Source organism: Hymenobacter lapidiphilus, from assembly GCF_003417065.2.
Classification (GTDB): Bacteria; Bacteroidota; Bacteroidia; order Cytophagales; family Hymenobacteraceae; genus Hymenobacter.
This window is the reverse complement of the sequence record NZ_QVLT01000016.1, coordinates 74,003-96,869: the sequence shown is the minus strand read 5'-3', so window position 1 is coordinate 96,869 and position 22,867 is coordinate 74,003. Positions and strand designations below refer to the sequence as shown.

Here is a 22,867-nt window from a genome sequence, read left to right as displayed (position 1 = left end):
CCCGGCCGCATCTAGAAGGCCGGTTTATAGCTGCGCCACAGCCGGCTCGCCGCCAATTACGGGCAACCTGTTACCTTCGGCCCCGCTTCTCGCTTTCGCACTCTTTTTACTAGTTTCCTTATGGATGCCAAAAACCAGCATTCCGCCATCTCGACGGCCGGTTTGCTCATTGCCCTGGGTATTATTTACGGCGACATCGGCACCTCGCCGCTCTACGTAATGAAGGCCATCGTATCGGGCCAGATTGACCCGCTGCTCGTGTATGGCGGCATCTCCTGCGTCATCTGGACGCTCACGCTCCAGACCACCGTTAAGTACGTGCTACTCACCCTCAATGCCGATAATAACGGCGAGGGCGGCATTTTCTCGCTCTACGCTTTGGTGCGGCGGCGCGGGGCCTGGCTCTCAGCTGTGGCCATTATCGGGGGCGCGGCCCTGCTGGCCGATGGCGTGATTACGCCGCCCATTTCGGTGTCGTCGGCCATCGAAGGGCTGGAAGCCATATATCCCGACATCCCGACGGTGCCCATCGTTATCGGCATTATTGCAGCGCTGTTTCTGCTCCAGAGCTTCGGCACCCAGATTGTGGGCAAGGCGTTCGGGCCCATTATGTTCGTGTGGTTTGCTATGCTGGGCATCCTGGGCGTAAACGGGATACTGCACCATCCCGAAATCTTGAAAGCCTTCAACCCCTACTACGCCTACAACCTGCTGGTGAACTACCCCGGCGGGTTCTGGCTGCTGGGCGCCGTGTTTCTGTGTACGACAGGGGCCGAAGCGCTGTACTCCGACCTGGGCCACTGCGGCAAGGGCAATATCCGCATCAGCTGGATATTCGTCAAATCGTGCCTGGTAATCAACTACCTGGGTCAGGGCGGCTGGCTGATGTCGCAGCAGGGCCAGCAGCTCAACGGCCGCAACCCGTTTTATGAGCTGATGCCCGAGTGGTTTTTGCTCATCGGCATCTGCATCGCCACGCTGGCGGCCGTTATTGCCTCGCAGGCCCTCATTACGGGCTCGTTTACGCTCGTAGCCGAGGCCATCCGCCTCAACATGTGGCCCAAGGTGAAGCTCAACTACCCCACCGACGTGAAGGGTCAGCTGTTCGTGCCGAGCATGAACCGGCTGCTGCTGCTGGGCTGCATTGGAGTGGTGCTGTACTTCCGCCGCTCCGAAAACATGGAAGCCGCTTACGGGCTGGCCATTACGCTCACCATGCTCATGACCACGATTCTGCTGAGCGTGTGGTTGCGTTCGAAGAAGGTGCCGCTGGCCGTTATCGGGCTGTTTGTGCTGGTGTACGGCACCATTGAGGGTTCTTTCCTGGTGGCCAACCTCATCAAGTTCCCGCACGGCGGCTGGGTGTCGCTGCTGATTGGTGGGATACTGGTGGGCGTGATGTACGTGTGGCTGCGGGCCTATTACATCAAGCGCCGCCTCACCGAGTTTGTTAAAATTGAACCCTACATTGAAGCCCTCAAGGAGCTGAGCGCCGATGAGTCCGTCTCGAAATACGCCACCCACCTCGTGTTCCTCACATCGGCCGAGCGGTCGTCGGAAATCGAGGCCAAAATCATCTACTCCATCTTCCAGAAGCGCCCCAAGCGGGCCGACATCTACTGGTTTGTGCACGTCGATACCACCGACCAGCCTTATACTATGGAGTACAAGGTAACCGAACTGGCCCCCGACGACGCCTTCCGCATCACGTTCCGGCTGGGCTTCCGGGTCGAGCAGAAAATCAACCTGTACTTCCGCAAGGTAATTGAGGAGCTGGTGCGCAATAAGGAAGTGGACATCACCTCGCGCTACGAGTCGCTCAGCAAGCAGCAGGTCACCGGCGACTTCCGCTTCGTGGTGATGGAAAAGTACCTCTCGGTCGAAAACGACTTCCCGACCATGGAGAAGCTCGTAATGCAGTCTTATTTCTACATCAAGCAGTTTATCGCCTCCGAAGACAAGTACTTCGGCCTCGATACCAGCTCGGTGAAGGTGGAGAAGGTTCCGCTGGTGATTTCGCCCGTGCGCGAGGTGGCCCTGCAGCGGATCAACTAACCACATTCCAGACATTTCATCACATGCAAAACGCCCCCACCGGATTCCGGCGGGGGCGTTTTGCATGTGGAGGTAACCGACGGGTTTAGCCGCGCACTGGCAGCCACTTATCGAACACGCGCTGCTGCTCGGCAGTCGGGTTGGGCTGGCGCTCGATGCGGTAGCGGCTAACGGGGCTGGCCAGCAGCGGGAAGCTCACCTCCTGCACCCGGCCCTCGCGGGTTACGAGCACCTCAACGGTGGAGCCCACCGGCCGGCCGGCCAGCAGCTTATTCAGGTCGTCGGTTACGCGCATGCCGTCGAGGCTCAAAATTTCGTCACCTACGTTGAGGCCACCCTGCCAGGCGCTGCCGTTGCGCACTACGGTGGCCACCGTCTGGCGGCCGCCGGCGGGGCTGATGCGGGCACCCAGGTCGGCCTCGGTGGCGGGCGTGGGCGTAACGCTCAGGCGCAGGCCGGCGTAGTTCAGGGCCTGCTCGTAGGGCAGCATTTCGGTGCCGTACACGTGCTTGGCGAAGAACTCATCGAAGCGCTGGCCGGCTACCTTGGCCACGGCATCCTGGTACTCCTGATCGGTAAAGCCGCGGCCCTGCTTAAGGTAATACTGGTCGTAGAGGTAGCGCATCACGTCATCGAGGCGCTTCTCACCTTTCGTGGCGTTGATCACCATCAGGTCGAGGACGGCCCCAATTACTTCGCCTTTGTCGTAGTAGCTGATGGCCGTGTTACCCGAGTTTTCGTTGGGACGGTACTGCTTGATCCAGGCGTCGAAGCTCGACTCGGCGGCCGACTGCACCTTGTTGCCGGGCGTGTTCTCGACGCGGTTGATACCGTTGCTCAGATCAGCCAGGTACTGGTCAGGCGTCACGAAGCCAGCCCGCTGCATAATCAGGTTGGAGAAGTATTCGGTGCCGCCCTCACTCACCCAAAGCATGCGGGTGTAGTTCTCCTTGTCATAATCAAACGGCCCCAGCGCCACCGGCCGGATGCGTTTCACGTTCCAGAGATGGAAATACTCGTGCGCCACCAGCCCCAGAAAACCTTTCCAGCCGGCCTCGGTCGCGTAAGCGTTGCGCGACACCGACAGCGTGGTGGAGAACAGGTGCTCCAGGCCGCCGGTGCCCCGGTCGATGTTGTGCACGATGAACAGGTACCGGTCGAGCGGATTGCGGTCCATCACCTTATGGGCCTCCTCGCACACGCGCTGCATGTCGCGGGTGAGGCGCTGCTCGTCTACAGCCGGGTCGCCGTACATGGCCACCGTGTGAGGCGTGCCGTTGGCCGTGAAGGTGTAGATTTTCTGGTTGCCGATTTCGATGGGCGAGTCGGCCAGCTCGTCGTAGTTGCTGCTGCGGTAGGTGAAGGTGCCACCGGTAGGCTTGAGGCTGGTGCTTACCTGGCTCCAACCCGCGGCGGGCTTCACCTCCAGCTGACTGGGCAGCTGCTTGTTTTCGGCCGGATACATAAATACGCTCGTGCCGTTCACGTAGCCGTGCGAGGCGTCGATGAAGCTCGTGCGCACGCTCAGCTCGTAGGCGTACACCTTGTAGCGCACCGCAAAGTTGCGGGCCTTAGGGTGGTAAACGCGCCAGGTGTTCTTGTCTATCTTCTCGGTGCGTAGCGGCTGGCTGCCGGCTACAGCCCCAAAATCTTCCACATTGCGCTCAAACTCGCGCACCAGGTACGAACCAGGTGCCCAGACCGGCATTTTTACGTCGGTATAGGCCTTATTGAAGCCATCAAGGTTCATCTCGACCTCGAAGTAGTGGGTTTGCGGAGCGGGCATGGCCAGCGTATAGCGTAGCGTGGGCGCGGCCAGGGCAGCCGGAGCCACGTGGCCCAGCAGCACGCCCAGGGCCGCCACCGCCAGCCGGCGGTGAGGAGCAGTCAGGAGCATTCAGAAGAGAAAAAGGGTGGGCGAAGAGGACAAAGCCGGCCCTGAGGGCCGGCTGGGGCAAAGAACGGGGAAAACCCCGAAAGGCTGCAATTACCTGCCTATTATGCGGCATCTTTACCGCTGCGGCTCCGCTTTGCCGGAGCCCACCCAGCCCGCCGGAACCCGCACCACACCACAACCGTTAAGCAAGCCACAAACTTTAATTCAAGCAATGCGCTACGTCTGGTCAGTTTTTTTGCTGGTGATTGTCCTGCTGGTGGGACGGGCGGTTTGGGTGCGCTTGCCGCACCCCGCTCCTGTACGTGATGCGGTAGCTGCCTCCCCCACGCCGGCCCGCCCTACAGCTTACACGCCAGCCGCCACAGAGCCCGCCGTTGGTAAGCTACCGCTCAATTCTGCTTCGCCGAGCCCGTTACACCCTTCATCAGGCCTGCGGGCCGCTGCGCCCTCCAGCAAGGCCGATAGCATTGTAGCCTTTGCCCTGCGGCAGCTCGGCACTCCCTATCTATACGCCGGCGCCACGCCCAGCATCGGGTTCGACTGTTCGGGGTTCATTATGTACGTGTTTGCCCGTTATAGCGTACCCACACCTCATTCCACCGCTATGCTGATTGATGCAGGCCGTCCGGTACCGCGGGCTTCCGCCCGCCCCGGCGACATTGTGGTGTTTACTGGTACCGCTGCTACTTCTACCACACCGGGCCATGCGGGCATCATCATCAGCAATGCCGGTGAGCCCATCCGGTTCGTGCATTCCTCCTCGGCCCGCCGCGAGTCGGGCGTTAAAATCAGCCAGGTAGAAGGTTCCGGCTACGAGCAGCGCTTTATGCAGGTGCGGCGGGTGCTTTAGGGAGGTTACACATGGTGACCGAGCCATTGCGTAGCCCCATTTGCCTCTCCTGGCCACAATACCGACTCTTTCCGCCAACCCCTGAACGCAACGATGCCCGGCTGCCTGTGCAGACCTCCTTTTCGAGGCTGCTGGGCAAACCGGGCATCTAATCCTTCAAATCTTACCAAGCGGCTGAACTGGGGTACAGCCCCGCCATCTATTTGTAAGACCTTGCCAGAATGCGGGAACCCACCCTGAAGGGCTAACAGGATTCCGCGCGTAAGCTGTTGTTAGGCGCGTCCGGCGGTGATGCGGACTACATTCGACAGGCTTGGCAGGATTTGGTTGGGACTACTAGACATTTTGTACCTCCTTTCTTTAGATTCGACATAACCCCTGCTTCGCTGCCCAGCACCTTAGGGCGGCCCGGCGGGGGCGGTAGCACTCACTACGCATGGTAAAGTTAAACGCTAAAGGGAAGGTTCAAAATAAAAACAGCTTTTTTTGCACTCCAGAGCCGCATTTATTTCCATCTTATTGACAGTCACCTGCTTTTGCCAGCCTTACTTTTTCCATGGGTGAGTATGGCCGGATTCTGGCTTCATAGTTGCAACAGGGTAAGTATGCTTAAAATCTGGCCGAGCGGCCGGTTCAGCTGGATTTTACTATCTTTTCCCACGAATCAACTCCCACTTCACCATCCTCAATTCCATGAAAAAATTTCTTCTGTTAAGCGTGGCCATTCTCTTTGGCCTGCTCTCCTCCGCTTCGGCCCAATCTCTCTCTCCGCTGGGCGTATGGACCAATGCTGAAAAGAAGGCCACCTTCGAGATTTACAAGTGTGGTACCAAGCTTTGCGGCAAAATTGTGTCACTTACGGTGCCTAACGACGCATCCGGCAAGCCCAAGACGGACACCCAGAACCCCGAGCCCAAGCTTCGCACCCGCCCCCGCCTGGGCATGGTGTTCATGAACGGCTTCGAGTACGACGAGAACAACAAATGGGACGACGGCAAAATCTACGATCCGGAAACCGGTAAAACGTACTCCTGCTACATGAAGATGATTAACGCCAACACCATGGAGGTGAAAGGCTACATCGGCTTCTCGCTCATCGGCAAGTCGCAGACCTGGACCCGGGTGAAATAAGGCGCGCTACTGCACCAGCTTCGGCGGGGCTTCCGGTAACGGGAGCCCCGCTTTTTTGGGACCACCAAGGGCGTATGCTGGCGTGTTTTTCAAGCTTGAGCTGTCAGCCGGCCAACAAACCATTTACCCGGCTTGTGGTTACTCCTTAAATTCAGCTACTTATTTTGCTCGATCTGCTCAAACAGCTTTTTACCGGCTCCGCCCCCGAATCGGGCGCTTGGCAGCCGCTGCACCGCAGCCCGGCGCAGGAGCGGCGCAGGCAGCAGTGGCTGGTTCAACAGGTGTACCTTAACTGGGCAGGTCCTTATTTCAAGGCCTATCACTACCAGAAAGCCGGCTTGCCTGGGGCCAGGTTCCGAGTGCAGCTGGCCCGCAAGGAGGGCCAGCGCGGGGCCGTATTCCTCTACGACCCGAGCATGGGACCGGGCAACTTCCAGCATTTCTTCGATTTCATCCGCGACCGGGTGCTGAACCTGGGCTATCAGTTGGGCGCGGCCGACCAACGGACCCTGCGCCATGAGCACTACGCTGAAAGCACCCAGAAATATTTTCTCAAGCCCCAGCCCAACGACTGCACGGCCACCGGCCGCTGCAATCAGCGTTTTGGCAACGTAACTGTCGATTTAGTGAGTATTAATGGTCAGCCTGGCTTTATCCGGCTCGCCAACAACCCCTTTACCGACGCCATCTTCACGCCGGCCGACACGTTTGATGCGCTGGTAGATGCCGTTTTCAACCTGCCCCTCGCCCCGCCTGAAGTGGAAGAGTTGATAACAGCGTACAAAAAGCCGATAAGCTAACCGGGAACCGGTTTCTGAGTTGTGGTGCATAAGCAACTGTATAGTAATGAGCTTGCCGAAGCATCTCTACCGCTTTGTTGGAGCTTACCACTGCACCGAAGCGGTAGAGATGCTCCGACATGCTCAGCATGACGCGCAGAATTGTACCGTTACTCCTGATTGAATACTAAACACTGCAAACAGGCAAGGCCGCTGAACTTCCTCCATGAGGAAACTCAGCGGCCTTGCCTGTTTGCAGTGTTTCTGCTTTTTTAGTCCTCCTTCACGAACCGGGCACGGTTAGCCGAGCCATCGGGGCTGAGCAGGCGCAGGTGGTAAAGGCCGGGGGCCAGGGTGCTGGTTTGCAGTATGGGGCGGGCCGCAGGTATAATTTGGCGTAACACCACGCGGCCGGCGGCATCGGTTACCACGGCCTGGGCGCTCGGGCCGCTGAAATCGGCCAGGCGCAACTGGTCGCGGCAGGGGTTGGGGTACACGCTGAGCTGTGGCGTGCGGGCCGCTTGGGTGCTCGTTACAACCCCCTCATCGCGCACCACTAAGCCGGCAAGGCCATTGAGCAGCCACTGGTCGGGGTCGATTTCGATGCCGACCACCGCGCGTGACTCGGCCACGGCCAATGTGCGTACCGGCTGCGTCTGGGCAAAGCGAATGGTGCGGGTGCTGTTGTCGGCAAAGGTCAGGCGGTAGTCAATATCGGTCAGGAAAAAGGGCGTAACCGTGGGCATCGATACGGTCTGGGTGCTCTGCAGATACACCTGGCCGCCAGTCTGGTTCCAGCGCAGCGCAAACGTGGGGTAGCCTTCACCCCGGAACCACTGGTCGAAGAAGTACTGCAGCGAGCGGCCCGCTTCGGCCTCGAAGAGCCGCTGCAGGTCGCGGGTGCGGGCCGTGCGGCCGCCGTATGTGCTCTGATAGGTGCGCAACACCCGGAAGAACTTGGCGTCGTCGTTGAGCAGGTAGCGCAGCATGTGGATAACAGAGGCCCCCTTCTTGTAGCTGAGCCGCGAGCTGAAGATGCGGCCCACGTTGCTGGTATCATTCACGAATATGCTGCCGCCGGGCTGGCTCATAGTCGAGCTGTGGGCCTGGTTGAGCCAGCTACGGGCCGAAGTGGGCGTAGAAAACGCGTTCAGGGCGAGGTACTCGCCATAGGAAGCAAAGCCTTCGTTAAGCCAGATGTCTTCCCAGGCCCCGCAGGTTACGTTGTCGCCGAACCATTGGTGGAACAGCTCGTGGGCCGTGAGCGTGAAGTTGAAGCCATCCTGGGTAGTCATGGTCTGGTGCTCCATGCCGCCGCCGATGGGCGCCATGCTGTGGCCGTACTTCTCGTTGGCAAACGGGTAGAGGCCCACCTGGGCCGAGAAGCTTTCGATAAAGCCCGGCGTGCGGTCGATTTCGGGGCGGTAGAAATTGAGGGCCGCCTGGTTGTAAACGTAGTTGACGATGGGAATGCGCGGGCCGCCGGCGGGGTTGGCGTAATTCACATACTCGATGTAAGGTGCTACGGCCACCGAAACCAAATAGTAGTCAATCGGGTGGCGCGACTTCCACTCGTAGCGCACCTCGTTGTTGGGCAGGTTGGTTACGCGCTCCAGCACGCCATTGGAGCCTACTTTGTTGGCGGCGGCCGTGGTCACCCACACATCGGTCGAGTCGGCTTTATCAGTGAGCACCTGTTTGCAGGGCCACCACTCGTAGGCGTTGTAGGGCTCGGACAGGCTCCAGGTGGTGCTCACGTTGTAGGTGGGCGCAATACGGGTATTCAGGGCGTTGCCGATGGCACCCGCGTTGCTGTTGGGGGCCGTACCGTTGTAGGTAATGCGGGCCTCAAACAGCGTGTTGGCCGCCACGGGTTTGGCCAGGCCCACCGTTACATCGCCCTGGCCCTTGCGGCGCAGGCCGGCGCTGGCCTGCCCGTCTACCACCACCGACTCGATAGTAAAGGTGCTGAACAGCTCGAAGGCCAGCGAGTCGAGCGGCTGGCTGCCAGTCCGGGCCTTAATGGTAACCGTGCCGCCCACGTTGCGGCTGGTATTGCTCAGCCGGATATCGAGCTTGTAATACTTGACGTCGTAGCCCGCCATTTTCTGGCGGTGGCTGAGACTGGCGTAGGCCGGGCGGGCCGCGAGCCGGTATGCACGCGGGCGCAGGCATCGGCCGCCGAGCCATCGAGGTCGGTGGCTACGGGGCGGTAGGTGGGTAGCTGAGCGGTGGCCGATAGGCTGCCAGCCAGCAGGCCACCCATCGTCAGCAGAAAAGTAGAAAGGCGCATATTGCGAATTGGAGTGAGGAATAGGATGCGGGATCCAAGGTACGGCCCCGCCGCTCAAAATCAGTGGCTTGCACTTAGCAGCTGCCCCGTATGCTGACTACTGGTTCCGGTAGCGGCTGATAGGGCGTTCCGGCCGCTACAATGATTAACTCAAGTTGCGGAGTAGTCTGCCAGCACGGCGTAGGGTGCGAGGCTTAGCTGCGCTGATCTTCGCGCCTTAGGTTAAGCAGGACTTGCGCCAAAAGCGGGTTGCGCGAAGCTCCAGCTTCGCGCATCGTTGAACGTTGGAGCATGGCGCGGCCGTCAGCGATGACGTAAGATCTACGACCCAAAAAACCGCCCCCGGCACCTGCTCAGGTATCGGGGGCGGTAGTGGTTCGGCGGCTTACCTATAGGTACTCAATATAGAAGCAGAAAGGCCGCAAACAGCGCAATCCAGAGGCCGTCGATGAAGTGCCAGTAGAGCGTGACCATGCGCAACTGGAGGCGGCGGTAAGGGTTGCGAATGAAGACGAGCGTGCGCACGGCGTCGGCGGCGGCGTAATGCGTGCGAATTAGCAGTACCAGCAGAAACAGCATGCCGCCCAGCAGGTGCGCCACGTGCAGGGCCGAAAGCAGGTACACGAACGAGCCGCTGGCCATGCCGTCGAAAAAGACGCCCTGGGCCATCAGTTCGCGCCAGCCCAGCACCTGCAAGCCGGCGAAAACGCAGCTCAGCAGCAGCGTGGCCCCCAGGCAGCGGCGCAGCGTGGGCAAATCGTCCTGGGCATAAATGCGGCTGGCCTGGGCAATAACGTAACTACTGGCCAGCAGCACAATGGTGCTCAGCGAAAAGAAGCGCGGCAAAGCAAATACCCCGCTGGGTGCCCCAGTCCGGAAGTGCGTAATGGCGTAGGCCCCAACCAGTCCTACAAACAGCACCGTAATTCCGGCCAGGCCCACGTAGAGCATCATCAGCAGCGGCGGCATCCGCTCCATGCGCTGAAAGGCGGAAGCCGGGCGGGTAGAACCCACTTTTTTGGGAGAATTGTGGTCGGAGCTCATGAGCGATATAAACGGACGGGCATACGTAGTGCAAACCAAGCGGCGGGCCTTTAGTTCCGGCGGGCCGACAGCTTAGGCCGGCCCGCCGGGCTATTTCTAAAGTACGCGAAATGGATGGTTACAACCGTACGTTTTTCGGGCCGGTTTTCCCCTGGTTCTTCCCGGCCAGCCGGCCGCTACAGCTTACGGAAAAAGGAGCCGATTTTACCGAATACCGCATTAATGGTAATCTTCGGGCTGCCGCTGGCCCCAAACGTGACGTGGGTTTTGCCCGCCACCCGTAAATCGAGTACCAGGCCCAGCTGCCGGGCCAGGTCGTTGAGTTGCTGCAGCGGGTCGAGGCCGGGCGGGCCTTTGGGCCTGGGCGGGGCCTGGGGGTCTTTGGGTGGGCCGGCCGTAATTTTCTCGAACACGCGCTGGCTGGGAAAATTGATAATCAGATAGCCACCCGTGCCCGCTACCTGTACCTCGTCGCCATCGAGCGTCACCACCAGCTGCGCCTCAACGTCGAGGGCGCTAGCCAAGAGTGGCGGGGTTGGGGTTGGCCGGCGGCAGGTTACCGGAAGGCGGGTTCTCGCCGCGGGTACGGATGCGCAACGCACCGTTGAGCCGCCAGGTAGTGGGTGTACCGGGGTTCTGGGCGTTGGGCACCTGCAGCTCCATCTGGTCGAAATTCAGGGCCAGCTCAACTCCGCCCGAAAGCTTGGAAAGCAACGAAGCGGCCGTATCGGCCCAGGAAGTAGGTTGGTCAGGCATAGTTTAGTAGTGAGTGGTGAGTGGTTGGTGTCTGAGGAACGAACGTCATTACGGAGCGCAAGTTACAGTTTTGAGTGGGCACGGCTTTTGCCTAACGTCTTATATGCCCGGCAGAATCCAAACGGGCCGTCCTGCGTATGCAAGGCGTACGGCCGGTTTTTCCGGATCAGGTTTTCACTTCGCTCTTCTCTATGTCCTCCTCTTACTTTGTGGCCCTGGCCACCGGCCTGCTGGCTACGGTGAACCTGCAGGCCCAAACCCTTCCTGCTCCTGCCCCGGCGGCCGATTGCCCCCACCCTTTCGGCCTGGCCGATAACACGGCCCGCACCTTTACCCTGCAGGACGGACGGGGCGAAACCACCGGCTACGTACACCAGCGGGTGGTGAGCCTTAACACCGAGCAGGACAAAAAAAAGGACCAGACGACGAATACCGTCCTGCTCAAAAGCGGGGCCTACGACACCAAAGGACGCCTGCTTTACCTACGCGACCTCACATTCCGCTGCCGCCAGGACACGGCCTTTACCGACGGCCTCGACCAGCTTAAACCAGCTCAGCTCAGCTCCTTCCGCGACCGGCTTCTCACCTACACCCCCACGCCTCTGGCCTGGCCCAACCAGCCCACCGTGGGCTCGGAGCTGCCCGGTGGAGGCATGCTGGTAGATGTACGTAGCTCGGCCGTAGATATTGCGAAGGTATACGCGACCGTTAGCAAGCGTCGTGTAACGGGCCAGGAATCGGTTACGACGCCCGTCGGCACCTTTTTGTGCTACAAGGTGGAGGCCCAGCTAGAGAGTGGCACCGTAGCCCGCGCCGACCTCAAGCTGGCTTCTACAGTGCGCGTGGTAGACTATTACGCGCCCACCGTAGGGCTGGTGAAATCGGAAGTGTATGACAAGAAGGGCCGGCTGGAGCAGGTGCGGATACTGACGGGGCTGGACCAATCGGCAGGTTCCATCACGAAAGAGACGAGTAAGCGCAAAAAGTCCTAAATTCCGACTTTCTACCGCTCTTATATTTCCGGCTTATGCGCCCTCTCCTCCTACTGCCCGCCGCGCTGTTGTTGCTGGGCGCCTGTCAGAATGCAGCTCCCACTTCGGACACGGCTGGTACCGCCACCGCTGAGGCCTCCCCGCCAACCACTACTTCGCCGCAGGGCAGAACCTACGGTGCGGCCATTACGAGCGAGGGCGCCCAGCCCCTGTCGGCCCTATCCACGCTGCTCGGCACCCAGGATTCGGCCCAGGTAAAGCTGGTGGGCACTGCCAATGAGGTGTGCCAGGCCAAGGGCTGCTGGATGACGATGAAGCTGGCCGATGGCCGCGACATGCGGGTGAAATTCAAGGACTACGCCTTCTTCGTGCCCAAGGACATCAGCGGCAAAACCATCGTCATCAACGGCTGGGCCCATCGCGAAACCGTGCCCGTCGCCGACCTGCAGCACTACGCCAAGGACGCCGGCAAATCGGCCACCGAAATTGCCGCCATCACCGAGCCCCAACAGCAGCTCAACTTTGAGGCCGACGGGGTACTGGTGCAGGAGTAGCAACGACCAGGAAAACGCCTGTCATCCTGAGCGGAGCGAAGGATCTGTACAGAAGGTAGTATCAAAATATACCTTTTATACAGATCCTTCGCTCGCTCAGGATGACAGGCGTTTTCTCGTTTACCAGCCCGCTCATCCACCGCTTAACCTCCTCAATTCGTAGCTTGCGGCCCTAACCCGCCTTGCCCTTATGAACCTCGATATCGAAGCGCGCATTATCGCCCTGACCGAGCAGCTGCACCACCTCAACTACCAATATTACCAGCTCGACCAGTCTGAAATACCGGACCAGGAGTTTGACGCGCGGCTGGCCGAGCTGGCCCGGCTGGAGGCCGAATATCCGGCCCTGGCCCGGCCCAACTCACCAACGCAGCGGGTGGGCGGTACCATTACCAAGCAGTTCCCGACGGCCGAGCACCGCTACCCCATGCTGAGTTTGGGCAACACCTACTCAGAAGCCGATTTGCGCGAGTTCGACGAGCGGGTGCGCAAAGGCTTGGAGGGTGCCGAAATGGAGTACGTCTGCGAGCTGAAGTTCGATGGTGTGGCGATGAGCCTGACCTACGAGCACGACCAGCTGGCGCAGGGCGTTACGCGCGGCGACAGCACCCGCGGCGACGTGGTCACCAACAACGTGCGCACCATTCGCAACCTGCCGCTGCACCTGCGGCCCGCCGGCCCGGCACGCCCGCCCGAGTTCGAGGTGCGGGGCGAAATCTTCATGCCCCTGCCCGTATTCGGCGAGCTGAACGAGGAGCGCGAGGCCAACGGCGAGGCCCTGCTGGCCAACCCGCGCAACGCCGCCAGTGGCGCGCTCAAGCTCCAGGATTCGGCCCAGGTGGCGGCCCGCCGACTGCGGTTCTACGCCTACTCCTTCCTGATGCCTGGCCGCTCGCAGTTTGAAACGCACAGCGCCTCTTTGGAAGCATTAAGCGCCTGGGGTCTGCCGGTATCGGACACCTGGCGGCGTTGCGCCACTATTGAGCAGGTGCTGGATTTCGTGCACGAGTGGAACAAGAAGCGGTTCGAGCTGCCGGTAGCCACCGACGGCATCGTTATCAAGGTGGACGATTTCCGGCAGCAGGAGCTGCTGGGCTACACCTCGAAAAGTCCCCGCTGGGCCATTGCCTACAAGTACCCGGCCGAGGCCGGCCGCACCCGTTTGCAGGCCATCCAGTACCAGGTGGGCCGCACCGGGGCCGTTACGCCGGTGGCGTTGCTCGACCCCGTGCCGCTGGCCGGTACCGTGGTGAAGCGGGCCTCGGTGCACAACGCCAACCAGATTGCCGCCCTCGACCTGCGCCTCGGCGACTTGGTGTTCGTAGAGAAAGGTGGCGAAATCATCCCCAAAATCACCGGCGTCGACCTGTCGGCCCGGCCCGAAGGCAGCCAGCCCATTGTATACCCGACGGAATGTCCGGCCTGCGGTACGCCGCTCATCCGGCCCGAGGGCGAGGCCCACTTCCGCTGCCCCAACGACCGGGGCTGCCCGCCCCAGCTCAAGGCCAAGCTCGAACATTTCGTGTCGCGCAAGGCGCTTGATATTGATGGGCTGGGCGCCGAAACCGTGGGCCGCTTCTTCGATTTGGGCTTGGTAACCGACGCGGCTTCGCTCTACGAGCTGCCGGCCAAGGCGGGAGACCTAGCCCAGCTGGAGCGCATGGGTGAGAAGTCGGTGCAGCGGCTGGTGGCAGGACTGGAGGCCAGCAAGCAGGTGCCGTTCGACCGGGTGCTGTTCGGACTGGGCATCCGCTACGTGGGCGAAACCGTGGCCGAGAAGCTGGCCGCTCACTACCGCACCGTTGAGGCGCTGGCGGCGGCTACGGCCCCCGAGCTGGCCGCCGTGCCCGAGGTGGGTGGCGTTATTGCCGAGTCGGCCGCCGCGTGGTTTCAGGAGCCGGCCAACCAGGACTTTGTGGAGCGCCTGCGGACGGCGGGCGTGCAGCTGGCCCTAACCGGCGAGGCGCCCCAGCCCCAGAGCGACCGGCTGGCCGGCCTCACGTTCGTACTTTCGGGCGTGTTTGAGCTACACAGCCGCGACGAGCTGCAACACCTGATTGAGCAGCACGGCGGCAAAATCACGGGCAGCATCAGCAAGAAGCTCAGCTTCCTGGTGGCCGGCGACAAAATGGGCCCGGCCAAGCGCGAAAAAGCCACCACGTTAAAAGTGCCCATCATCGGCGAAACCGACCTGCTGGCCATGCTCCCGAAGGCTGACGAAACGCCAGCTACCCCAACCAACGAAAGCCCGGCCACTCCCGCCGACACGGCTCCGGGCACTCTCACCCAGGGTTCGTTGTTCTAGCTCCCGGTGGACGGGCCACGCAACGTAGCCAGCCCAGCCGCGTTCTTATGTATCTCTCCCTGAAAAACTTACTATGCTTCGTCATCTGCTGCTGATTACCCTGGCCCTCGCGCCGTTGACCCTGCTGGCTCAGAATACGCTGCCGACTGCACCAACTCCTGCCCCCAAGCCACCGGTCACCGGTGCCATTTCGCTTGCAACTGTGCCGGTAGCATCTATCGACGAGGTGAAGAAAACCCTGCGCCAGCCCAATGTGGTGCTGCTCGATGTGCGCACGCCCGAAGAGTACGCCACCGGCCATCTGCCCGGCGCTGGCAACGTGGATTTCCGCGCCCCTGACCTGGCCGCGCAGCTGCAGAAGCTTGACCCCAGCAAAACCTACGTACTCTATTGCGCCTCCGGCAACCGCAGCAACAAAACTGCCGTGCTAATGCAAGAAAAAGGTTTCAAGCATGTCGTCAACGCCGGGGCATACAAGGATTTGAAAGATGAGGTGAAGCTTGAAGTCAAAGCGAAAAAGTAAACAACTTAAGTTGTGGAGGTCGATGTAGGGACGGGGTTTGCCCCCGCCCTACATCAAAACGATGCGTTGACCGACTGTTTTCAGGCCCCGCAAAGCATGTGCTAATGGCGGGCGGGGACAAGCCCCCCCCTACATCGACCTCCGCAAATTGGATTAAACAGTCAAAACATACCATACCCAAAGCCCCTGACGTCAGTAAGACATCAGGGGGCTTTGGTTTTTTACTTCTTCGCTTTTACTTCCGCTTAGAAACTCTGTACCATACTGTTGTGTAGGGTGCGAGGGCTCCAGTAGCCGCTGGCGATGATGCGGCGGATAGTGAAGAGCGGGTCCTGCTGGTCGCGCTTTTCAGCCAGGATGAAGGCCGCGTCCATGCCGCGCTTCTTCAGTTCCGGAATGGCTTCCGGGTTCCAGAGGCCAAAAGGATAGGCGAAGTAGTTGACTTTCTTGCCCGTAATTTCTTCGAGCACTTTGGTGGGCTTTTCAATCTGGGTCACCCAATCCTGGCCCTGGTACTTCTTCACATTGTGGTGGTCCCAAGTGTGCGAGCCGATGACGTTGCCCTCGTCGGAGAGCTGCTTGACCTGCGCCTTGCTCATGTAGCGGGGCCGGCCCAGGCTTACGGTCATGATAAAGTACACGCCTTTGAAGCCGTACTTTTCGAGCGTGGGGCGGGCGACGGTGAACTGGTCGAGGTCGGTATCGTCGAAGGTGAGCATGACCGGCTTGCTGGGCAGCGGGGCGCCGGTAGCCAGGTAGGCATAGAGCTGGTCGGGCAGGATGGAGTGGTAGCCCGAGTCGGCCAGCATCTTCATCTGGGCCTTGAACTGGTCGACCGGAATGATATAATCCTTAGCGCCTTTGGAGTCAGAAGACTTCCAGTTCCGAATCTGGTGGTAGCACAAAATCGGCACCTGGGGGCGGGCAATGATAGTGGCCGCATCGGCGCGCTGGTTGGCCGGAATGGTAGCCGGAGTGCCGTTGTTCAGGCTGGCGGCCGTGGCGTTGCCGGCGGTGGGTGTGGTGGCCGTGGCGGCCGAGTCGGCGGCTATTTCGGCAGTGGCAGCGGCGGTTTCGGTGCCGGCGGCCGATTTGGTTTCGGTGCAGGCGGGCAGCGCGGCCAGGGTTGCCAGCGCGGCGGCCAGCACGGGGTACTTTGTGAACTTCATGGGCAAGCAGAGCGCGGGCCGCTAAGGGGCGGGCCGCAAGGGAAAACGCGGTGGAAGAAAAGCAGATGAACCTTCAGCCCGGCGGCCGTATCTTGCCGCCGGTCTTTCTACTACAAAGCAACCGCTTATTTCCCGCATGGACAAACTCCGTGGCACCGGCGTAGCCCTGGTTACGCCCTTCCTCCCCTCCCCCGACCGCGCCGTGGACTACCCGGCCCTGCGCCGGCTCATCGATTTCCAACTGGAAAACGGCACCGACTACCTCGTCATCAACGGCACCACGGCCGAGTCGCCGACCCTGACGACCGAGGAGCGCACCGAAATCCGGCGCGTGGCCCGCGAGCATACGGCCGGCCGCGCCCCACTGGTGTACGGCCTGGGCGGCAACGACACGGCCGCGCTGGTGCGCAGCCTCGAAACCACCGATTTAAACGGCTACGAGGCGCTGCTGTCGGCTTCGCCCTACTACAACAAGCCCAGCCAGCGCGGTATCATCGCCCACTATCAGCGCCTGGCCGATGCTTCGCCGGTGCCGGTACTGCTCTACAATGTGCCCGGCCGCACCAGCTCCAACCTGCTGGCGGCCACTACCCTGGAGCTGGCCCAGCACCCCAACATCATCGGCATCAAGGAAGCCAGCGGCAACCTGGAGCAGTGCATCGCCATTGCCGCCCAAAAGCCCACCGATTTTCTGCTGATTTCGGGTGATGACATGATGACCACGGCACTCATCAGCTTCGGCGGCGCGGGCATCATCTCGGTCCTGGCCAACGCCTTCCCGAAACGCTTCTCGGCCATGACCCGCGCCGCCCTCAACGGCGACTTCGCCGGGGCTAGCCAGCTGCTGTTCGGCTTCGCCCAGCTCAACCCGCTCATGTATGAGGAAAGCAACCCCGTGGGCGTAAAAGCCGCCCTGGCTGCCCAGGGGCTATGCTCGGATGCCGTCCGGATGCCGCTGCTGGAGGCCAGTGAGGGGCTAACTGCTCGAATTAAGGAGTTGATGTAATCCCCATTGCAAGGCGGAGCAATTCGTTCTTCCCAATAGCGATGCACTAATAAGCGCAAAGCCCCTGACCTCCTTGCGAATGTCAGGGGCTTTGCGCTTCAGAAAGATGTGGTGTGTTGAAAAGGCAATCTTACCCGCTTAAAGAAATCAGCGTCATCACGACTAATCAGCGAAAATCAGTGATTTACCAGCCGCTGGCCAATACGTCGGCGATGTGCAGGGTTTTGATGGGCTTTTTCTCGCGGCGGATGTAGGCGTCGAGGTGCATGAGGCAGCTCGTGTCGGTGCTGATGAGGTAGTCGGCGCCGGTGGCCAGGGCGTGCTCCACCTTCTGCTCGGCCATGGCAACGGATATGGCTTCAAACTTCACGGCGAAGGTGCCGCCGAAGCCGCAACAGGTTTCGGTTTCGGCCATTTCGAGGCGCTCCAAGCCAGCTATGGCATCGAGCAGTTGGCGCGGGGCCTCGCGGATGCCGCACTCGCGCAGGGCCGCGCAGGAGTCGTGGTAGGTGTATTTGCCGCTGAGCTGCGCCCCCGGAATGCTCGTTATGCCCAACACATCGACGAGGAACTCGGTCAGCTCGAAGGCCCGGCGCTGTACACCGTGGTAGCGGCCGGCGTCGGGCGTGCCCTCGAACAGGTCGGCGTAGGTGTTGCGCACCATGCCGATGCAGGAGGCCGAGGGGCTCACGATGTAGCGCTCCTGCTCGGTGGGGAAATCAGCCAGAAACTTACGGGCGACCTCACAACTCTCGGCTTTGTAGCCAGCGTTATAGGCCGGCTGCCCGCAGCAGGTCTGGTTGGCGTTGTAGTGCACCTCGCAGCCCACGGCCTCCAGCACCTTCACCATATTCATGGCCGTGTGCGGGAAAAGCTGGTCAACAAAGCAGGGAATGAAGATATCGACGAGTGTGGGCATAAACTTGATTTTTAAGTTGATTAGTACTCAACAACAAGCTGCCAATCACCGGGATTTTGAAAATCAGTCGAATAAGGCCGCTCGAAAATTTTGTACTCAAAAACGTCTTCTAAATACACTATAATTAAATCGGGCCCAAACTCAATTCGATACTCTGTCTCAACGGACACAATTCGATATTCCATCCCCGCTTGCATTTCTACCCCATGCCCAAAAGGTTCTAGACAAAGCTCAAGCCGCACGGGCTGCCGGTTATAAAGATCTATGCTAATATTGTTGCTCATGCGCTAATGCCCCGCAAAGATGCGCTGATTCAGCCGCATGGCCTCGTTCAGCGCCTCCAGGTTCACGCCCGGCTCCAGGCCGACCTGGGTCGAAAACTCCAGCAGCCGCTCGGTGGGCATATTGCCGGTGAGGTCGTCGGCGGCCATCGGGCAGCCGCCGTAGCCGCCCAGCGCGCCGTCGAAGTGGCGGCAGCCGGCCTCGTAGGCAGCTTGCACTTTCTCCTGCCAGGTGTCGGGCGTGGTGTGCAGGTGGGCCCCGAAACGGATGTGCGGGTAAGCGGCCGTCAGCTCGCGGAAGGCGGGGCCGATAGTGGCCGGCGTGCTGGCCCCGATGGTATCGGACAGCGCCACGATGCCCACGCCCAGCGCATCGAGCTGCTGGGTGAACTCGCCCAGCACGGCCGGGCTCCAGGCGTCGCCGTAGGGGTTGCCGAAGCCCATGCTCAAGTACACCACCTGTTGCTGACCGGTGCGGGCGCACAGCTCCTGGATGCGGGTTACGTCGGTCAGGGCCTCGGCAATACTCTTGTTGGTGTTGCGCTGCTGAAATGTTTCGGACACCGACAGCGGGAAGCCGATGTAGCGGATTTGCGGGTGCGCGGCCGCCGTTTCGGCCCCGCGCAGGTTGGCCACAATGGCCAGCAGCATGGTGCCCGACTGGCTCAGGTCGAGTCCCTCCAGTACTTCGGCCGTATCGGCGAGCTGCGGAATGGCCTTGGGCGAGACGAAGGAGCCGAAATCGAGCGTGCTGAAGCCCACTTTGAGCAGGGCGTTGAGATAGTCGATTTTATCGGTGGTCGGGATGAATGTGGGCCAGCCCTGCATCGCGTCGCGGGGGCATTCGGTGAGGTAGAGCATGGGCGGGAAGTGGGTGGAGCGTAAAGATAAACCCTCCCCCGACAACCCGGCCCTACCCCTCCTCCTCCTAACGGCCCACCACCCCGTAGCGGCCGCCCTTCACGTCCAGAATGAGCGCGCCGCCTACGAAAGGCTCGTTGCCCAGCATGCCTTCCAGCCCTGAAAAGCGCATCAGCGTTTCCTGCATCAGGTTCATGCCCTCTATGTAGGTAACCGTGCCCAGCGGAAGCTCAGCGGCCCCAAAGCGCAGCCGGGCGTTGGTAGCCACCGTGTGCAGCAGCAGTTTTTTGCCCCACGAATTGGCGGTATCGGTACGGGTGCGGCACCGGGGGCCGCCATTCCCTGCCAGTTTTCCTGGCTGGTGAGCAAGGTATACGCGCTGGTACCCGAGTCGAACAGGAGCTGACGCGACTCCCCGTTCAGGGCAGCGGTGAGCAGCAGGCGGCGCTCGGGGAAAGCCAGCGGGGCGAAGATGGCGCGGGCGGCCAAGTCGGCCGGCACTTCGTTGGCCAGCGTGAAGCGGCTGGCGGCGTAATCGAGCACCAGCACGCGGCCTTCCAGCACATCGGCCCCCAGCGAGCCAATGATGAAGGGGGCCAGACTATCGGCGGGCATTTCGCCGGTTCCGTTGACGAGCACCTTCGTGTGGCCAACGGCTACCTGGGCGCCGCCCAGGGCAAAACGGAACTCGGGCACCACCTTTTCACGCAGCTGCAAGCTGGTGCCCAGCGCCGGGTAGCGCTGGCGCAGGGCCGTCAGCTGGTGCGCATACAGCACGGTGTAGGGAGCCCCGGTATCTACCTGCAGATAACAGGTGCGGGGGCAGTTGCGCAGCCGGATGGGCACCAGCAAACCAGCGTGCGGCACGGCGGGTCGGGCAACTGTATCGGCCAGCCAGCGTAGCGGGCCGGTGGCAGGCAGGCCCGCTACTGTGAGTTGGTTGGCGGGGGGCGCAAACTTCCCCTTCATGTAGGAATAGCCGCCAATGCCGCTCAGCACGAGCAGCAACACCAGGGCAAGCAGAACCTTGAAAAGCGTTTTCATGACAGGGAATAAGCGAGGGTTGGAGTACGGAGGCAAACCTAGCCTGATTCACTGCCGACCCTTGCGTCATTTTACCGCCACTTCCCCGCCATTGCCTGCAAGCACCTTTCCATCAAAAACTTAAAATCAGAGCCTGATGGGGTAAACCGCCAAATCACCGCGTCGCAACCGCCCGGCATAGTATACCACGGCAGCTATATTGAGCAGGTACGACAGGATGAAAACTGCCAGAAAGCCGCCCCGCCACAGCTGCAGCTGCAGAGCGTTGGCCGCCTGGTAGCCCAGCAGCAGCAGCCCGTACGCCAGGAAGCAGCCCAGCTGCCACAGAATCTGAAAGCCCACTACCCGGCGGCCCACCTCGGCCGCGTGCCGGATGTGCTGGCCCCGCCGCCGCCAAAGCACCAGCGGCACGATGATGTTGAGCAGCGGCAGCACCAGCAAACTCAGCGCACTCAGGTTGAGCAGCTGCAGAAAATCCGGGTCCGACCGTAGCGCGCTCCGCTCCGCCGGGGCCGCCGCGGGGGCCGCTGCATCGGCTGGAAAAAGCGGCGCGACTACCGGCGCGGGCTCCGCACGAAAATCCTCCAACGATACACTCAGGGCGGTGGCCAGCGCGTTTAGGGTGTGGCCCCGCGGCATTGTTCCGCCCTGCTCTACCCGCTGAATGGTGCGCAGGCTCACGCCCGAGTGTTCGGCCAGCAATTCCTGCGAGAAGCCTTTGCTTTTGCGAATGGCCAGGATGCGGTCGGCGGAAAACATACACGGAAATTAAACGACGAAAACCGGGGTAATAATACGCTTTTCCGCTGCCCGGCTCCTCGCTGGGTAGCGGCTGAAAGAACCGATGCATCCTTTCGGGCCCACCGCTTGCGGGCGAACTACCCGGCGCGTTTCGGGGTTGAAGCAGTCACTTCTAGTATTGCTCTACTCCTCCCCGCTCGCTTCATGCCGCACCGCCTTCGCGCCCTGCCTTTTTTGTTATTGATTACGCTGCTGAGCGCCTGTAGCCAGAACCAAACCCTGCGCGGCCTCTTTCAGCAAACCACGCCCCACGAAACCTACGCCCGCCGCCTGCAACAGTCGGGCCTCGCCGAAACGGCCCTGGGCCGCGACTGGCTCCGGGCCGCCGACCAGGCCTTGCGCGACTCGCTCACCGTGAAGCTGCCCTACCAGGAATCGGGCTTTTTCCCGGCCGACCGGGCCGTGGCGCTGGGCCTGCGCTACGGCGTGCGTGCGGGCGAGGCCATCCAGGTCAGCCTCACGCTGGCTCCCGGCACGGCCGCGCCCCGCGTGTTTCTCGACGCTTTCGAGTTGAGCCCCGACCAGCCCGCGCCCCGGCACCTGATGGCCGCCGATACGGCCAGCCTGTCGTTTCGCTACGTGGTGGAAGCCGACCGCCAGCACCTGCTGCGGGTGCAGCCCGAGCTGCTGCGCGGGGGCCGCTACACGCTCAGCATCCGCCGCGAGCCCACCCTGAGCTTCCCGGTGCAGGGCAAATCCGACCAGGCCATCGGCTCGTTCTGGGGGGCCGGGCGCGATGGTGGGGCCCGCCGCCACGAGGGCGTCGATATTTTTGCGCCCCGCGGCACGCCCGCAGTGGCCGCCGCCGCCGGCGTCGTTACGCGGGTAAATGAAACCCCGCTGGGTGGCCGGGTTGTGTGGCTTTCCACCGCCGATTTCAACGCCCACCTATACTACGCCCACCTCGATAAGCAGCTGGTACAGCCCGGCCAGCGCGTGCGCATAGGCGACACGCTGGGCCTGGTGGGCAGCACCGGTAACGCCCGCACTACGCCGCCCCACCTGCACTTCGGCGTGTACCGCAGTGGCGCCCTCGACCCGCTACCCTTCCTGCGCAAGGCCGATGCGCCAACTGCAATGCCGAAGAAGCTACCGGCCGAGCTGGGCCAGTACGTGCGGGCCCGCGCCCCGCGGCTCTCGTTGCGCCCCACCCCGGCCACTACTGCGGCGGGCCTCGCTGGCCATATCGCCACGCCCACCGTACCGCTGCTGGTGCTGGGCGCCGTGCCCGGCTGGTTGCGGGTACAGCTGCCCGGCGGCGGCAGCGGCTTCGTACCCGCCCCGGCCGTACGGACTGCCGCCCCACTGCGCCGCGAGAAGCTAGCCGCCGAAACCGAGTTACGTTCCTTCCCGCTGCCCGGCGCGCCGGCTGTGGCGGCCCTGCCGGCCCAAACCGCCGTGGCCGTGCTGGGCGAGTTCGGGGGCTACCGCCTCGTGCGCCAGGCCAACGGGCGCACCGGCTGGGTTAAGGCCGGATAAGCGCCCCGCTTGGTCGGTTTCGGCTACCTATTGCTGGCGGCACCACACTATTTCCTGGGGCCGGAAACGAGTTGTACTTCTTCATTCGGCCTTCATGAAGTTGCCTGTAGGTTTGAATTGGTGATTGG

At 61.5% G+C, this 22,867-nt stretch carries 22 protein-coding genes; 10 read left to right on the top strand and 12 right to left on the bottom strand.

The window, feature by feature from the left end:
- The first annotated feature begins 120 nt into the window (after nt 1–120).
- A complete protein-coding gene (locus D0N36_RS11310) occupies nt 121–2,055 on the top strand; it encodes a KUP/HAK/KT family potassium transporter (RefSeq protein ID WP_116941498.1) in 1,935 nt (644 codons plus the stop codon).
- Between the two features lie 85 nt (nt 2,056–2,140).
- On the opposite strand, the gene D0N36_RS11305 is transcribed toward D0N36_RS11310, so the two are convergent.
- Nucleotides 2,141–3,952, bottom strand: a complete 1,812-nt coding sequence (locus D0N36_RS11305; protein ID WP_116941497.1) for a M61 family metallopeptidase — start codon at nt 3,950–3,952, stop codon at nt 2,141–2,143.
- 211 nt (nt 3,953–4,163) lie between these two features.
- Between D0N36_RS11305 and D0N36_RS11300 the strand changes: the two genes are divergently transcribed.
- The 3 genes from D0N36_RS11300 (at nt 4,164) to D0N36_RS11290 (ending at nt 6,733) form a co-directional block, all read left to right on the top strand.
- Nucleotides 4,164–4,802, top strand: a complete 639-nt coding sequence (locus D0N36_RS11300; RefSeq protein ID WP_190242636.1) for a C40 family peptidase — start codon at nt 4,164–4,166, stop codon at nt 4,800–4,802.
- A gap of 693 nt (nt 4,803–5,495) precedes the next feature.
- On the top strand, nt 5,496–5,933 hold the full coding sequence (locus D0N36_RS11295) for a DUF2147 domain-containing protein (protein ID WP_116941495.1): 438 nt from the start codon (nt 5,496–5,498) through the stop codon (nt 5,931–5,933).
- Nucleotides 5,934–6,097: 164 nt separating this feature from the next.
- Nucleotides 6,098–6,733 (top strand): hypothetical protein, encoded by a 636-nt coding sequence (locus D0N36_RS11290; protein WP_116941494.1) that lies wholly within the window; start codon nt 6,098–6,100, stop codon nt 6,731–6,733.
- Nucleotides 6,734–6,984: 251 nt separating this feature from the next.
- Here D0N36_RS11290 and D0N36_RS11285 read toward each other — a convergent pair whose 3' ends face one another.
- The 5 genes from D0N36_RS11285 to D0N36_RS11265 form a co-directional block, all read right to left on the bottom strand.
- Nucleotides 6,985–8,817, bottom strand: a complete 1,833-nt coding sequence (locus D0N36_RS11285; protein WP_116941493.1) for a M1 family aminopeptidase — start codon at nt 8,815–8,817, stop codon at nt 6,985–6,987.
- Nucleotides 8,772–9,005: a hypothetical protein gene (locus D0N36_RS11280; protein ID WP_147320840.1), complete on the bottom strand. Its 234-nt coding sequence runs from the start codon at nt 9,003–9,005 to the stop codon at nt 8,772–8,774. Before D0N36_RS11280 ends, D0N36_RS11285 begins: the two co-directional genes overlap by 46 nt.
- A 399-nt stretch (nt 9,006–9,404) precedes the next feature.
- Entirely contained in the window at nt 9,405–10,049 is a 645-nt protein-coding gene (locus tag D0N36_RS11275) for a cytochrome c oxidase subunit 3 (RefSeq protein ID WP_116941492.1), read from the bottom strand.
- A gap of 176 nt (nt 10,050–10,225) precedes the next feature.
- Nucleotides 10,226–10,573: a hypothetical protein gene (locus D0N36_RS11270; protein ID WP_116941491.1), complete on the bottom strand. Its 348-nt coding sequence runs from the start codon at nt 10,571–10,573 to the stop codon at nt 10,226–10,228.
- A complete protein-coding gene (locus tag D0N36_RS11265; protein WP_116941490.1) occupies nt 10,566–10,805 on the bottom strand; it encodes a hypothetical protein in 240 nt (79 codons plus the stop codon). The genes D0N36_RS11270 and D0N36_RS11265 overlap by 8 nt, the downstream gene beginning before the upstream one ends.
- A gap of 191 nt (nt 10,806–10,996) precedes the next feature.
- On the opposite strand from D0N36_RS11265, the gene D0N36_RS11260 reads away from it, so the two are divergent.
- The 4 genes from D0N36_RS11260 (at nt 10,997) to D0N36_RS11245 (ending at nt 15,179) form a co-directional block, all read left to right on the top strand.
- Entirely contained in the window at nt 10,997–11,797 is an 801-nt protein-coding gene (locus tag D0N36_RS11260) for a TapB family protein (protein WP_116941489.1), read from the top strand.
- Nucleotides 11,798–11,832: 35 nt separating this feature from the next.
- Complete coding sequence (locus tag D0N36_RS11255) at nt 11,833–12,351, top strand: DUF4920 domain-containing protein (RefSeq protein ID WP_116941488.1); 519 nt, start codon at nt 11,833–11,835, stop codon at nt 12,349–12,351.
- A gap of 190 nt (nt 12,352–12,541) precedes the next feature.
- Nucleotides 12,542–14,656 (top strand): NAD-dependent DNA ligase LigA, encoded by a 2,115-nt coding sequence (gene ligA, locus D0N36_RS11250; RefSeq protein ID WP_116941487.1) that lies wholly within the window; start codon nt 12,542–12,544, stop codon nt 14,654–14,656.
- Between the two features lie 73 nt (nt 14,657–14,729).
- Nucleotides 14,730–15,179, top strand: a complete 450-nt coding sequence (locus tag D0N36_RS11245) for a rhodanese-like domain-containing protein (protein WP_116941486.1) — start codon at nt 14,730–14,732, stop codon at nt 15,177–15,179.
- 245 nt (nt 15,180–15,424) lie between these two features.
- Here D0N36_RS11245 and D0N36_RS11240 read toward each other — a convergent pair whose 3' ends face one another.
- Nucleotides 15,425–16,348: a polysaccharide deacetylase family protein gene (locus D0N36_RS11240; RefSeq protein WP_116941485.1), complete on the bottom strand. Its 924-nt coding sequence runs from the start codon at nt 16,346–16,348 to the stop codon at nt 15,425–15,427.
- A 136-nt stretch (nt 16,349–16,484) separates the two neighbouring features.
- Between D0N36_RS11240 and dapA the strand changes: the two genes are divergently transcribed.
- Nucleotides 16,485–17,354, top strand: coding sequence for a 4-hydroxy-tetrahydrodipicolinate synthase (dapA, locus tag D0N36_RS11235; RefSeq protein WP_116941484.1), 870 nt, complete (start codon nt 16,485–16,487; stop codon nt 17,352–17,354).
- A 184-nt stretch (nt 17,355–17,538) separates the two neighbouring features.
- Here dapA and D0N36_RS11230 read toward each other — a convergent pair whose 3' ends face one another.
- From D0N36_RS11230 to D0N36_RS11215, 5 genes are all read right to left on the bottom strand, one after another.
- Nucleotides 17,539–18,273, bottom strand: coding sequence for a (Fe-S)-binding protein (locus tag D0N36_RS11230; protein WP_116941483.1), 735 nt, complete (start codon nt 18,271–18,273; stop codon nt 17,539–17,541).
- A 287-nt stretch (nt 18,274–18,560) separates the two neighbouring features.
- The gene (locus D0N36_RS11225) at nt 18,561–19,415 is read right to left on the bottom strand and encodes a hydroxymethylglutaryl-CoA lyase (protein WP_116941481.1); all 855 of its coding nucleotides are present in this window, start codon (nt 19,413–19,415) and stop codon (nt 18,561–18,563) included.
- Between the two features lie 67 nt (nt 19,416–19,482).
- Entirely contained in the window at nt 19,483–19,611 is a 129-nt protein-coding gene (locus tag D0N36_RS19965; protein ID WP_262895315.1) for a hypothetical protein, read from the bottom strand.
- Between the two features lie 5 nt (nt 19,612–19,616).
- Nucleotides 19,617–20,459 (bottom strand): hypothetical protein, encoded by an 843-nt coding sequence (locus D0N36_RS11220; RefSeq protein ID WP_116941480.1) that lies wholly within the window; start codon nt 20,457–20,459, stop codon nt 19,617–19,619.
- A gap of 126 nt (nt 20,460–20,585) precedes the next feature.
- Nucleotides 20,586–21,218: a helix-turn-helix domain-containing protein gene (locus D0N36_RS11215; protein ID WP_116941479.1), complete on the bottom strand. Its 633-nt coding sequence runs from the start codon at nt 21,216–21,218 to the stop codon at nt 20,586–20,588.
- Between the two features lie 186 nt (nt 21,219–21,404).
- On the opposite strand from D0N36_RS11215, the gene D0N36_RS11210 reads away from it, so the two are divergent.
- Complete coding sequence (locus D0N36_RS11210; protein ID WP_116941478.1) at nt 21,405–22,739, top strand: M23 family metallopeptidase; 1,335 nt, start codon at nt 21,405–21,407, stop codon at nt 22,737–22,739.
- Nucleotides 22,740–22,867: the final 128 nt, after the last annotated feature.

Coding starts and splice junctions, on each gene's coding strand:
- D0N36_RS11310 (WP_116941498.1), top strand. CDS start 121: ATGGATGCCAAAAACCAGCATTCCGCCATCTCGACGGCCGGTTTGCTC.
- D0N36_RS11305 (WP_116941497.1), bottom strand. CDS start 3,952: ATGCTCCTGACTGCTCCTCACCGCCGGCTGGCGGTGGCGGCCCTGGGC.
- D0N36_RS11300 (WP_190242636.1), top strand. CDS start 4,164: ATGCGCTACGTCTGGTCAGTTTTTTTGCTGGTGATTGTCCTGCTGGTG.
- D0N36_RS11295 (WP_116941495.1), top strand. CDS start 5,496: ATGAAAAAATTTCTTCTGTTAAGCGTGGCCATTCTCTTTGGCCTGCTC.
- D0N36_RS11285 (WP_116941493.1), bottom strand. CDS start 8,817: ATGGCGGGCTACGACGTCAAGTATTACAAGCTCGATATCCGGCTGAGC.
- D0N36_RS11280 (WP_147320840.1), bottom strand. CDS start 9,005: ATGCGCCTTTCTACTTTTCTGCTGACGATGGGTGGCCTGCTGGCTGGC.
- D0N36_RS11275 (WP_116941492.1), bottom strand. CDS start 10,049: ATGAGCTCCGACCACAATTCTCCCAAAAAAGTGGGTTCTACCCGCCCG.
- D0N36_RS11265 (WP_116941490.1), bottom strand. CDS start 10,805: ATGCCTGACCAACCTACTTCCTGGGCCGATACGGCCGCTTCGTTGCTT.
- D0N36_RS11260 (WP_116941489.1), top strand. CDS start 10,997: ATGTCCTCCTCTTACTTTGTGGCCCTGGCCACCGGCCTGCTGGCTACG.
- D0N36_RS11255 (WP_116941488.1), top strand. CDS start 11,833: ATGCGCCCTCTCCTCCTACTGCCCGCCGCGCTGTTGTTGCTGGGCGCC.
- ligA (WP_116941487.1), top strand. CDS start 12,542: ATGAACCTCGATATCGAAGCGCGCATTATCGCCCTGACCGAGCAGCTG.
- D0N36_RS11245 (WP_116941486.1), top strand. CDS start 14,730: ATGCTTCGTCATCTGCTGCTGATTACCCTGGCCCTCGCGCCGTTGACC.
- D0N36_RS11240 (WP_116941485.1), bottom strand. CDS start 16,348: ATGAAGTTCACAAAGTACCCCGTGCTGGCCGCCGCGCTGGCAACCCTG.
- dapA (WP_116941484.1), top strand. CDS start 16,485: ATGGACAAACTCCGTGGCACCGGCGTAGCCCTGGTTACGCCCTTCCTC.
- D0N36_RS11230 (WP_116941483.1), bottom strand. CDS start 18,273: ATGCCCACACTCGTCGATATCTTCATTCCCTGCTTTGTTGACCAGCTT.
- D0N36_RS11225 (WP_116941481.1), bottom strand. CDS start 19,415: ATGCTCTACCTCACCGAATGCCCCCGCGACGCGATGCAGGGCTGGCCC.
- D0N36_RS19965 (WP_262895315.1), bottom strand. CDS start 19,611: ATGAACCTGATGCAGGAAACGCTGATGCGCTTTTCAGGGCTGGAAGGC.
- D0N36_RS11220 (WP_116941480.1), bottom strand. CDS start 20,459: ATGAAAACGCTTTTCAAGGTTCTGCTTGCCCTGGTGTTGCTGCTCGTG.
- D0N36_RS11215 (WP_116941479.1), bottom strand. CDS start 21,218: ATGTTTTCCGCCGACCGCATCCTGGCCATTCGCAAAAGCAAAGGCTTC.
- D0N36_RS11210 (WP_116941478.1), top strand. CDS start 21,405: ATGCCGCACCGCCTTCGCGCCCTGCCTTTTTTGTTATTGATTACGCTG.